This window comes from Paenibacillus sp. 1182 (assembly GCF_017833915.1).
Lineage (GTDB): Bacteria > Bacillota > Bacilli > Paenibacillales > Paenibacillaceae > Paenibacillus > Paenibacillus polymyxa_D.
This window is the reverse complement of record NZ_JAFICR010000004.1, coordinates 101679-114330: the sequence shown is the minus strand read 5'-3', so window position 1 is coordinate 114330 and position 12652 is coordinate 101679. Positions and strand designations below refer to the sequence as shown.

The 12652-nt window shown below is 36.8% G+C and carries 12 protein-coding genes; 2 read left to right on the top strand and 10 right to left on the bottom strand.

Annotation, left to right across the window (positions count from 1 at the left end; genetic code table 11):
- Positions 1 to 39: 39 nt before the first annotated feature.
- The 8 genes from JOD82_RS08700 to JOD82_RS08665 form a co-directional block, all read right to left on the bottom strand.
- Complete coding sequence (locus tag JOD82_RS08700) at positions 40 to 225, bottom strand: hypothetical protein (protein ID WP_209948300.1); 186 nt, start codon at positions 223 to 225, stop codon at positions 40 to 42.
- Between the two features lie 205 nt (positions 226 to 430).
- Entirely contained in the window at positions 431 to 1309 is an 879-nt protein-coding gene (locus JOD82_RS08695; RefSeq protein ID WP_209948297.1) for a type II secretion system F family protein, read from the bottom strand.
- A gap of 17 nt (positions 1310 to 1326) precedes the next feature.
- Complete coding sequence (locus JOD82_RS08690) at positions 1327 to 2268, bottom strand: type II secretion system F family protein (RefSeq protein ID WP_209948296.1); 942 nt, start codon at positions 2266 to 2268, stop codon at positions 1327 to 1329.
- Between the two features lie 126 nt (positions 2269 to 2394).
- Positions 2395 to 3795: a TadA family conjugal transfer-associated ATPase gene (locus JOD82_RS08685; protein ID WP_209948294.1), complete on the bottom strand. Its 1401-nt coding sequence runs from the start codon at positions 3793 to 3795 to the stop codon at positions 2395 to 2397.
- A gap of 59 nt (positions 3796 to 3854) precedes the next feature.
- Positions 3855 to 5255: an ATPase gene (locus JOD82_RS08680; RefSeq protein ID WP_209948292.1), complete on the bottom strand. Its 1401-nt coding sequence runs from the start codon at positions 5253 to 5255 to the stop codon at positions 3855 to 3857.
- Positions 5256 to 5339: 84 nt separating this feature from the next.
- Positions 5340 to 6161, bottom strand: a complete 822-nt coding sequence (cpaB, locus tag JOD82_RS08675) for a Flp pilus assembly protein CpaB (protein WP_209948291.1) — start codon at positions 6159 to 6161, stop codon at positions 5340 to 5342.
- Between the two features lie 13 nt (positions 6162 to 6174).
- Complete coding sequence (locus JOD82_RS08670) at positions 6175 to 7794, bottom strand: CpaE/TadZ family protein (RefSeq protein WP_209948289.1); 1620 nt, start codon at positions 7792 to 7794, stop codon at positions 6175 to 6177.
- A gap of 316 nt (positions 7795 to 8110) precedes the next feature.
- Positions 8111 to 8986 (bottom strand): helix-turn-helix domain-containing protein, encoded by an 876-nt coding sequence (locus JOD82_RS08665; RefSeq protein WP_209948287.1) that lies wholly within the window; start codon positions 8984 to 8986, stop codon positions 8111 to 8113.
- Between the two features lie 370 nt (positions 8987 to 9356).
- On the opposite strand from JOD82_RS08665, the gene JOD82_RS08660 reads away from it, so the two are divergent.
- Together JOD82_RS08660 and JOD82_RS08655 are read left to right on the top strand one after the other, a co-directional pair.
- Positions 9357 to 9602, top strand: a complete 246-nt coding sequence (locus tag JOD82_RS08660; protein WP_209948285.1) for a hypothetical protein — start codon at positions 9357 to 9359, stop codon at positions 9600 to 9602.
- Between the two features lie 271 nt (positions 9603 to 9873).
- The gene (locus tag JOD82_RS08655; RefSeq protein WP_209948283.1) at positions 9874 to 11187 is read left to right on the top strand and encodes a replication-relaxation family protein; all 1314 of its coding nucleotides are present in this window, start codon (positions 9874 to 9876) and stop codon (positions 11185 to 11187) included.
- A 68-nt stretch (positions 11188 to 11255) separates the two neighbouring features.
- On the opposite strand, the gene JOD82_RS08650 is transcribed toward JOD82_RS08655, so the two are convergent.
- Entirely contained in the window at positions 11256 to 11555 is a 300-nt protein-coding gene (locus JOD82_RS08650; protein ID WP_209948281.1) for a hypothetical protein, read from the bottom strand.
- Between the two features lie 113 nt (positions 11556 to 11668).
- On the bottom strand, positions 11669 to 12241 hold the full coding sequence (locus tag JOD82_RS08645) for a cation diffusion facilitator family transporter (protein WP_209948279.1): 573 nt from the start codon (positions 12239 to 12241) through the stop codon (positions 11669 to 11671).
- Between the last annotated feature and the right edge of the window lie 411 nt (positions 12242 to 12652).

The window sequence follows — 12652 nt, the reverse complement described above, 5'->3', positions numbered from 1 at the left end:
CCCCCCCCTCCTTTCTTTTGTTAAATCAAGATCGTATGATTAGCTAACTCTGAAACTATCTACAGCATTCTTGGCTTTGCTAATGAAGCTTACAATCGCATCACGGAATAACCATAGTGCTGTTGCTACGACAAGAACGACAGAGATCCATACGATAATTTCAACATTCGATGCTCCATCCTCCCCAGCCATAGCAAATTTTGCTCGACTAACCCATTCGTTCATTCGATCAACCCCCTTTAAATTTAAATAAATCTCGGTAAAGCAGATGATGTTTATGCATTAGCAATATCATTCACGGAACAAGAACAATCCTTTTGTAATGGCGAGGATTAGCTATACATAAATCAGACTACTAATGATTATAAGAGGCTGAAACCTCTATTATTCATTGACTATAATCTAATCTTGACCGGATACGGTTCAACCCTTACATCGAGGTAAAGCTTGTCATGGAGCCTACCGTTGGTAAACCAAATACCATAAGATTACATAACAACAATGGTCCTTGAAGTATAATCCCCATTGTTTGGCGTTTTCCGATTTTGATTGCGATCATATCCATTTGCAATTCGCGTATTTTATCTGCCTGTGCGGTAAAACCGTCTTTAGCATCGCCGCCTTGTTCTAAAGTCAACTTTACAAGCGCAACAAATTCACGAACTTCAAACATATCCACATCCCGCTTTAATCCATCTAAAGCTTCATTTAAGCTTTTTAGTTCACAATCAATAACAAAACGTTGGAGAATTGGTTTCCATTCGTCTCCGACATACTTCACACATTCCGAAACAGCTTTGGCAAATGGTACATTCGCCGTTAAATATCCCTCGGTAATTCGAATGAAGTCTGGAAAATCCGCAATCAACTTTGCTTTGCGATTGTTCGTTGAATTCATAAATAAAAAATCCATCCCAAAGATCAAAACAATTGCCCATATCAACGCAATCACTAATGAAGCTTTGACTAAGACCAAAAAGCATACAATACCCACAACTTTGAGAAGCAGACTCAGCGCGCGATATTGAATCGCTGTAAAGTGCTTGTCCCATTGAGCCATTTTTAATTGGGATTCAATCTGATCTAACCGTTTCGGTTTAAAATGTGAAAACACATGCCGAATCACGGGTTTCGTGACGGTATCGATTAATTCGGAAATATCCGCGTCTTCTTTCTTTCTTTTAAAGTCTAATTGTTTCAGCCGTTTACGGTGAACGCTGTAATTTTCCATCGAAAATATCATCATCAAAATATTCTTAGCAAAGAAAAAAAGTAACACGAGGAATATCCCTGCACATACATATTGCAAGATGTACCCCCTCCCTTCTATTCGTCAATCGGAGCAGAAATTTTATTATTTATAAACCAGACAGCTCCCATAAATACGCCGATAATGATAACGGAACCCACTTTACCCAAGAACGTTCCAGTCATGAATCCAATATAATTATCATTTGTCATGACTTGATATATAGCAAACATAGGAATCGAAACTAACATGATGTATGCTTCACGTACCACAGTTGCCAGTTCTTTTTTCGTCGTTTGTTTATTAACGCGATTTTCTTCAAATTGCGTATAGGCTTGTTCCAACAATTTCTTGCGGATTTCATCTGTACCGATGGCAGATGCAATTTTGTAATAATCGGAAAAGCGAGCCAAATACTTGTTACCCGTCCGTCTCGCAAGAGAATCCATAGCATCCGTAACAGGTTTTCCCAAGCTAATGTCCAAAACCGTCTTTCGAAGTTCAGTATATAAGGGCTCTTCCCCTTTAAATTCGATCGTCGACAATTCCAGCGCTTTACTAAACTCTCTTGTCGTTTCATAACGCTTAATGACCATGTGCATGAATGAACCAATTTGTTTTTCCATCATTACAACCCTTCTATTTTTCCGGAGTGTAATGACTTGTTTAGGGATCATATAGCCGACAAACAAAAAGATGATCCCCAAAATGGGATTGTTCATGACCATCCCAACAAAGATGGCAACAATTAGACCAGAGGCAACCGAGATCATTAAATACTCAGCGTATGTCAACGGGAAACCCGCTTGCATACACAGGGTTTCAATACCATATCGCTTAGAATATCGAACTCTTCCCTCGGCTATTTGCTCAATTCGTTGTTTTAGAACATTTTCTCTTAATAAATTTTTTGATTGTTCTTTTCGATTTTCAAATTTATTTTTTCCTCGCATTGAAAACAAAGAAGATCCAATAAAAAAGAAAAGCGTTATCGCAAACATCATCCAATGAAAATGCATGTTATCACCTACCTTTTTTTGATATTTTACGTTCGCGACATATTGTTTATAAGCTATTTTTGTATATCATAGCATGTAGTCGATATTGTAAAAGGATAAATGGGGCGAAGTCGGTTTTACCTTTGTTTAGGCTGCGGTTTTCTCATCTTCAACCCAAGGTTCTAATTGATCCCAAGTTACCCCACGACTCATCATCATATCTGCCTTTGTTCTTGATATCTTATTTTCAAACTCGAACTCTTTTGTTCTGAAATCATATCTATAGATTCGTTTTAATTCGATTCGTCTGGTCTCGAAATTATACGTAACCTCTGAAAGAGATGTACATTTACGACCCGTGCCAGGAATGTCGTCTTGAATAGCGATGTAATCCAATGAGCTACCAATGATCCGTTCCACTACGTCAATGCCAAGAGACGGCATAGCCATGAGATATTTTGTGACAAGTCGATTAATAATGTTCCATGGATTGCCACCATGCATGGTGAAAATGGTCGAGTGTCCTGTTTCCATACCCTCTACGGCAGCCTGGGCTTCTTCACCACGAACCTCACCCACAATAATATACTTGGGTTTTAAACGAAGAGCGGTAATGATCAATTGACCTAAAGTAACACGAAGTGATGCATCATCTGATTTAACAGAAACCAACTCCAACGTATGTTCGTTTTGAAGGAACAACTCTTGTGTATCTTCGCAGACCAACATACGTTTGTTCGCTTTGGCTACATAATGATCCAGCAAGGCACGAATGGTTGTTGTTTTGCCTGATCCCGTTATCCCTGCATAGATAAGATTACTTTCTCCCGTAATCAACAACCCAAACAAATCCGCCATTTTTTCATTCAGCACTCCATTTTTCACGATGTGCTCTTTCGTAATTTGCTTTTCGGTATGTTTACGAATGGTTAACGAACAATCTTTTGGAGAAACCTTTTTAGAAGTTGCACATCCACGATCGCCAAAGAGCTCAAAATCAACAATTTTCTGGTCACCGTCATTAATGGCTTTTCCCGATTCCCGTAGAAAACGTTCAATCGTATCTTTCAGATGTTTGGGGTTTCGGAATGTGTATGGGTATTTTATATTTATTTCATTTTTCTCTACAAAAATTTTATTCCAACTGATCACGTAAATGTCCGTAACGCCTGGATCTGCAAATGCTTTTGAAAGAATGGAGTACCCCGCAAACTCTTGTGCCATTTCATCAATAAATCGCTCTATTTCATTGGTTCCCTCAAATTGGCGTACTCTAATATTATTGGTGTGTACGATGTCTGCAATGTGATCTCTGTACATTGAGATCTTTTTTCGTAAAAACTCTTTATCCTTAACGTTTTCATCAACGGGTTTGTCGGATTTATTGGTTGTGTCACCTTGGCTCTTTAATATATTTTCAAGTTTTTCCCCCAGCTTTGTCCGAACTTCCTCCAAAGCCTCTTCATAGGTTAATAACACACTACCTTCTTGCTTTGCATTTTTAAATTTCGCAAGATCTCTGCGAAATGAATGAAAAGACTGTTCCATGGCTTCACCCTTTCTTTTTGGTTGGATTTGAACCTCTATCGAGTTAGAAAAGAAGATTGTTAGAAGAACAATCCCTTTTTCTTTTTGGTTTTTGAATTTATCACTTCTTGTTCTATTTCATTGAAATTTTTAATGGGCCAGATTTGGTTAGCGACCTTCATTAATTCGTAGCGAGCCTTTAATGTGTAAGGAATATTTTTATCCAGCACAACAGGTGTTCCCTCGTACAATCGATTGAGAAACACTGTTTTGGGCAACATAGGTACTCTGGCTTCCAGCTTAAAATCCGAATCATCCAAATGGTCTGCTGTAAATATGAGTTCTTCCAAGTCATTGCCTGAACCAGGGCTATCTTTCTCAACATTCTCATTCAGAATGTACTTCACTTTATCCAAAACGCCAATTTCCTTTAAAAGATCTTTGTATCGTGTATTGTTTCGAACATTATTAAAATCAAGATTGACAACGTAATAACAGTTCTTTGACATATGCAGGAGTGGAAATGTTGTAACGTGAGTAAATGAGGAGTTACTGTCAACTATGACAACGTCGTAATCATGAATGATGCTATCAATGAGATAGACATAGTGATACGGCTTCACATTCTCTATTTGGCTGAAACTAAGCTGTGAACCGACCAAGGCTTCCAAGTTTTTTGCGTGATAATACGGCTTAAAACAGCTTTTGATAAATTCGTTTACACGTTCAGTTTCTTTCATATCTCCAATAAGGGTTCCGTTTTCGTTTACAACCGTAGAAATTTTATCAATCACTGTTTTCAGGTTTTTTTTATCATCATCAATTTGAAGTATGGTTCCCACAGACAAGTTCTGAAGATCTCCCTCAATCAAACCCACTTTTGGTTTTCTTCCATTTACTTCAACTCCAAAGTGGGCAATCGCTGCGGCAATATTGGCAGACACAAAACTTTTACCTGTCCCAGGCTTAATGGAAGATATAAAGGTTAGATTTTTATATACGTCTTCATCTTGTTCCAGATCCTCTTCTGGAATCTCGAATTCAATCATATTTAGATTTTTGGCACTTTGTTCTTTCACTCGTTTCGTAAGATATGCCATTTGTTCTTCGTTCTTCGGATGATCCAAAATATTGCGGAGTGATGGAACCGTAATTCTTTGTTCATGTACAATGTCGTAAATGCCAGCCATAACCATCACACCAAGCGCACTCACTTTGGACTCATCTCTCAAATCAACAAAACCTGCCAAGTAGACGATACGTAAATGAGGATAATCCTTAACGATTTTTAGCATGAGCTGCATTAAAGATTCCTGACCTACTAATCCTTCTCCAATGAGTAAAATTTCAGGTTGATGAGCTTCAATCGCCTCATATACTTCATTTTTATATTCAATAGCGCCTACAACTTCATAGTTCTCGAATTTTCGAACTGCATCATCAATGCCCCGTTGTCCACTTGCCACTAAAATTTTTTTCATATAAGGAAGACACGCAGGGTAGCCATTGTACAAAAGTGACCAGCGTGTCTTCTTTCCACCTCCTTCTTCTCTTTCTTGACCCAATTATTGATTTGCGTTAATGGTACCTCTGCCTGTCTCCGCATTAGCAGGAGCAGAATACACTTTAGAATAATCACCAAGAACAAATCCAAGCGTTTCGTAAGATTCATTGTCAGAAAAACGAGATACCAAACGAACATTTCCCGCATTCATACGAGCTGTGATCTCTTCCGCTTGATCAAGGGTTACAGCAAGCGTTACAACAGCCAGTTCATCTGAATTCGCAGAAGTATCGATTTTTTCACCGGATTGACCCGAAGTTTTTGTCAAATCATTCGTCGAATGGTCTTTAAACTCAAAACCATCTGAGGTTGTTACATTGTAAATAAGCACATTTTGTAAAAAGGCTTTTGAATATTGAAAGCTTTGTTCTGTGCCTTTGTCATCCTTTTTCTTACCTACTCCAGTGAATACAAGATCTACCGCATCGCCACGCTTCACATTACCGCCGAAGCCTTCTACATAAGAAATAGGAATTGAAATTTTACGATATTTGGTCAAGTCCATACTCATAAAAGGATCCAATTGACCTTTGTCTTTAATTTGTTTCGTATAAATAAAAGAGCCTGCATATACTTCAGTGCCAACATATTTATTTAAAAATTGCTTGGTATCCAAAGCAAAGTCTTGAGTTACTCCACTTTGTGGAACAGATACTTCCTTTACATCTGCTGCTGTAATTTGTTGATTTACTTTTAAATCTTTATTAAAGACATACACTTTAACGGGTTGCAGCTCACCATTCGTGTAAGCCATAAAACCAACGGCGGTTCCGATAAGTAAGAGCAATTGCAAAGCAAGTATTAATATTTTTTTCTTCTTCAACGATAAGCACCCCCTATATAATTGTCTTTTCTATTTTTTGAAATGCGGTTTTTAACTGTGAATTTCTGGTGTACAGAATCACGGGAAGACCTACAAAATTAGCATTTATAAAGTCTTTATTAAAGCATGGAACCGTCAGAACTTCGTCAACTTGAACCCACTCGGCGATCTCCTTCATACTTAAATCCGCTTTCTCAAAACGGTTTACAATGAATTGAATATTTTTTGATAATTGAAATCCGCTTTTTCTCATTTCATTCAACATATACACGGCATTTCCGATGGCACTTACATCCTGAGAAGTGGTGATCACAGTTGTATTGGAGTATAGCAATGCATTAAGCGTCGCTGGATTTTCCAAATTGGAAGGTACATCAAGAATGATAAAGTCATACTCAAGCTGAAACATCAGATACAAATACAGCTCTTTAGTCAAAGATAAATCGAGTTCCTCACCATCCGCCGATCTTCTTGTTAAGTAGCGATTGGAGAAAAACATGAAATCCAGTGTATTAGGGAATTTTTTATAGTTCTTCTGTAATGCAGATTCTTTTACAACAAGGTCAGCCGAACATATAATTGCTTCCTTAATCTTTTCAAACTGATTCTCATCAAAAGCCTTCAAAGCACTATCAATTCCATCATTGACCATTCCCATTTCATACCAATAGTTCACTGCTGGCGTCCGATCATTCATCTCAATATAAATGACACGCTTCTTCTTTTGACTAAGCTGGATCGCTGTATTTAAAGCCAACGAAGTATTCCCTACTCCAGCTTTAGAACCCATAAACGTAATGATTTTCTGTTTATCTGATGGAAGGGAATCATCATTTACACGGATGTCTCCACTCTTTCCTCCTAACAGTTTATTCAGAAGTCTAATTTTTTCTTTCGGCTGGGAACTTTCTGTGCTGGTAGATTCTCCGTTCGTTTTTTGGTTTGTTTGATCCTCAAAAGTCTCACTCTCAGCACTTGTGGCGTCAGAGGATGGTTTTGGCGATCTTAGCTCTGGAGCGGTTTTTTGAGTGTCTTCACTTTCGAAGCTATTCGTTTCTACACTTTTAATTTCACTTGAAGATTCCTGGAGTATTTGTTGATTTGCTTGTTGGACTCGCGTTTCAGCTCCCGTATCAATGTAGACCTCTTTCAGAACTTCTTTAACAATCTCTTTTTCGATCGTATGAACATCTGGTTTTTCAAATAATACTTTGTTTTTACGTTCATCCAAGACAGGTTTGGGCTGTAAGTGCTGAACGTCTTTGTATCCATTAGGTTGACGAATTAAGCGGATAATTTCTTGCGAAAGAATTTTTTCACCATAAAGTATGTCGTATACACCGTAGCTCACCAAAGTTGCAAGTAAGGCGTCTCCAGGTACACGCTTTTTCGCGAGGAAAATAATTCGTACATTATGAAATTTCGTCCTAATTTCATAGATAATATCCATAATATTTTCATTACCTTGAAGAGTTTCACGGATCACAACAATGTCAGGCATTGTTTGCCCCATTTGACGGATTACACCATCCCGATAGGTGGTTACACCCACAAACATAAACTCATTTTTCAGACTTTTTTTTATAAACTCTTCAAGTTGACGAAAGTCTACAGCGAGCAACACTTTTTCCATATTTTTTTAGACACCCCCTTTTTCTCATGTACTATAAACCATTTTTCTTATATTATTTCATCACAATACGGCTCCAACAATTCAATAAAGGTTCAAGCATGTTCGATAACGACAACCCTTACTCCAAAGCCATTGATCCATTATAGGTTTTTCATTATATGCATCTTTTTTTGAAAAATAAAAAGCATCGAACTGTATTCGTTCGATGCTCCTTTAGCTGAAATGCATGTCAACAACAATACCGACCGTCAAGCTTTAAAAAACAAAAAAGCATGTGAGGATATGCCCCACATGCTTTATACATTACATTTCTCTCTTATTTTAATGAATTTTTGTATTGCTCAATAGCATCCATGATTTCAATCGCTTCCAGGTGCTTCTTTTGGTCCCAAGAACTATTATTAATTTTACTAATAATATCCACAAGCTTTTCTTTCGATTTCTTCCCCAGTCGCACCCCACCGACGGTATAATTTGTAGACAAAAGGTGTTCTTCCAGCGGTTGCAATTCAGTGCTTTCATTTTCAGGATTTGCAACATTAAGCAAATCCTTATAATCTATATCAAGCGCCGCTGCAAGCTTCGATATAACTTTAACACTTGGCGATTTGCGCTCACCTTTTTCGATACGATTAATATAGGAGGAAGATATACCCGTAGCGACATACATATCATCAAGTGTGTACCCTTTTCTCTCTCTCAAATGCTTAATCAAAGATCCAAAATTATCAGAAATCGCGCGTTCAGTACGCTTTTTCAGTATACGCAGCTTTCGTTCGAAATTAGCTTCCCAATCAGAAGGAAATTTAGCATATTTAATGGCATGTTCAATGTCCTTAACATTCTCTTCCGTTTCATTTCCTTCAATGGACTGAATTCTACGAAGCAGTTCTTTTGCTTCCTCATTGTCAGAAGAATCGATTTTTGAGATAAAGTGCTCTTCCCAACTCGATAAATTCTTTCCGTCCCCTTCAACCATGAACTTCAGTTTTCGGTGAAGGCTCTTACGGGTACTCACCTTAATATCTTGTAAAGCATCAATGGCTGCCTGAAGCTCTTCCACTTTTTCATCAGTGATCATTTCAGCACCAGAATCATAACTAAGAATAGTCTTAAGCACTTTCTTAGCCTCTGTATTATCTGATTCTTCGATTTTTTCAATCATCTTCTTTTCCCAATCAGGAATGTTCATCACAGTCACCTTCCGTGGTTTAATGATCAATGGATCAAAGAATTTGTGCCATCAATCTCATATGTAACTTTTTTTTCACTTTATCTATCACTTTATAGATCACGTAGATAAACGAATTTGTTTTTAGCTCAACTATCCACTCAGTTAATATATTTTATAGTTTGTTTATAGTATCGACTACCCTAATTCGTTATATACAATCTCTCATGCTGTTAATACGTAAAATAAAACACTGAAAAACATTCAATATCAAACCTAAATAATATTGACTATAGGCAATAAAATAAATATAATGAATTATAGTCAAAAGAAAGATGTTGTTCGGTAGAAACGAACATTCATATATATACACGTTAGGAGGGACATTGTCATGTCAACTACAAATTTCAAACTTACAAGAGGCACCAAACAACTTATTAAGTCCGCAATAAACGAAACCCAATCCAATAACCGTTACGTTTTATGCGCCAAGATTGCAGATAATGTTGTATCCAGATATAATGGTTTAAATTTAGACTACCAGTTGGAACGAATGGGACTTCAAACCACTGGGCAAATTTTAGAAGCCATTGATACTTTTTTCTTTAAGCATATGAGCCATAAACCTCAACAGTAATTTTTACAGTCAATTAAAAAATCAAAAACCTTATATCATCAACTATTTTGTTTTATCTGAGACTATATTATCAAAATTATAGACTAAAGTCAATAATACCAAATTGCATTTCATAATGCATAATCTCTATTTTATTGACCAATGTCTACAATTTACACCCTCATTCGATCTACGATGTAATTTATATTATTACCCATAGCCTTTCCACCTATAATGTGGGGAGGCTATTTTGTTTCATATTTCTATAAAGATACCAAGGGAGGGAACCGAGATGAAAAAATCTCTCAATGAACTGATGCGATCCCTTTCTACAAGCAATGTAGACACGCTGATGTCCATTTACTCATTTCGTTGTTTAAATGATAACCAAATTTACCAGATTCATTTTCAACATGTCACACCCATTAATGAAAAACTTTCAAGAGAGCTTGCTAAGGCATGCATTCATGACCTCCTCTCTTTCGAATTAATTAAAGAGGTTAAATATAAGGGAGAAGAACACGTATATTTTCTAACACCATCAGGTATTGAAGTCATTCGTCATTTTTTTGAACTACCTACCAATATCTACGACGCACAAAAAAAGGTAGTCAAGCGTGGGTACTACCGTGCATCTGAACTTGAGATCTACCCCAAAAATATCAACCATCAAGCTCACCTTAATCAATTTGTAATCGACTTTCAACAGTTAAAATTAGACGTCAATTGCAAATACTTTGATGAAAAACATGTAAGCCAGTATACAAGCATACGTCCGGATGGCATGCTTTCTTTATTGGATACCGATTTCTTCTTGGAGATGGATATGGCTACCGAAAGTAAAAAACAACTATTCGAGAAATGGGAGAATTATCGCAATTTCTTAACCTCCAGGGAATATGCTTACCGAGAAAAACGAATTATCGTTCTTTTTATTGTTGAGGGCACTTCCAAAATTAAAGAGCGCATCAATCTTATTAAATACACCATTTACGAACGTTTGTTAGATGTTCTTGATGATGAATTCGAGATTTTTGTAGGAACCCGTGAAGATTTACTTTGTTTAATGAAAGAAAGACTAATTCCAGCATGCAAAGAATCTGATCCTTATACGGCTAAGATTAAACACGTACTGGAAGAAAAGCATGGTTTCTATGCCAATGATGCTGAACAAACTCGCTCCATTTTTCAAGGTACAAAATATGCACTTTATATGCGGAAACTTAACCAAAACAATAAAATACTTATTGAAGAAGGTAAAATTCAGGAATTTGTAGTTGATGATTACTTTTTTGAACCTACATCTACTGTAGCTAAGATCGCATATATGGATAAAAGTAATAGTTTCTTCAAATCTCAATTCAATCGGGAAATCTCATATCTGGTGATTGGAGAAACCGAAGAACAAATATATACCGATCTTAAAATGATTGACTTGATTGGTCTTAAAAACATTTACTTTTCCACGTATCAGCGTCTAAAAGAAAAACCTTTTCATGAGGCTATATTTCAATTTGACCTGCTGGGAAACATTCATCACTTTGTGAACAATGGATTTGAAGAAAGAGTCTTCGAGGAAAACCTTGAACATGCTCACTTATTCTAATTCATTCATTAGCTTTTATACCAACCCAGGAATCAAAAAATGGACATAAAAAAAGACATGTAGGCATTTTACATGTCTTTTTTAGTTCGATACATTTTTTTATCATCCTTCTCTATATTTAAACTTTTTCTCATTTGGATATATAAAAGCAATCCAATGATTACAAGAACAATCGCTAAAACGGAGCAAACCATAAGTACATTTTTATTCGTTATAAACCATGATGGCAAGGCCATGAAACCAAAACCAATGGAAGTAAAAATAATGTATCTGTTTTTGCGGCGATCATCTTTTTTCATTTTAAACATGTAATACACGAATACAATAAGCAAAATAGCAATACTACCAATATATTTAACAAGGATCAATGATTCTTCCCCCTTCATTTTACAAACGGTTTTTACCTAAGAGATGTACGTGATAAACAACTTTAATGCCACCTTTAGCGATCAATAACGCTAAAATTATACTGATTAGAGGATCAATCCACATCCACTTTAGAGAAGATGATTACGCCAACCGAACTCCAAGCATCCATTAAGACATGTAGATATGCACTCCTTACGTTTAAATTAGACGATACATCTGAGATTTGCGACATATACCATGCACTACATAAATTTGCTATTAAACCCACAATAGCAACAACTACCAGCAAGTCTCCTTGAACATGCTGAGGTTCTTGTAGTCGGCAAAAGGCTTGCCAGATCACCCATCCAGAGAGAACAATTAAGGTTACGCCATTAAATAAGGAGGCTGCTATCTCAAAACGGGAATAACCATTTATTTTTGTTGTTGCACGATGACTTAAATAGATTGCAATCATACTCAATAATAGGGATGCCAAATCACCAACCATATGACCTGCATCCGATAACAATGAGAGTGAATTGGAAATCCAACTCCCCATGAATTCAACGCCAACAATACCAAGTGTAATCAAAAAAGCTACCCTCAACCCCTTCTTGTTCTTCATGACATGGTCAGGATCATGAGTAGTATGATTACAAGTAGCTAAATGCATATGTTCATGCACTTTTTTTTGTTCATTCATAACGTCCTCTGGTATCGATAATATATAGGATTACACATATTATTAAGGCTGCTATACATGGCACGAGAAACCATAGACTGATTCGAATTGAGAGTATGATCGTTGAAATCAGCCAGCCGACAATCCCTATTCTCGTTTGGTATATCCCTTTTTTTCGTAAATGAAACCCACCGGATACACCTAAAATAGATAATCCCTTGATCATAACTAATATCGATATTACATAAACGAACACACACGCTATGTTCACCCACATCCTACATTCCCCCTTCATTTTTATTTGGCTAATGCCTACAACAAATCACTCCGTACTCGCCTCCTCCAAGAAAGAGCAACCGTTCACGTACAAATTAGGTTACCGCCAAGTCTTATTCCATCTCCTTTCCTTCGAATACCTTCTTCAAACGATTC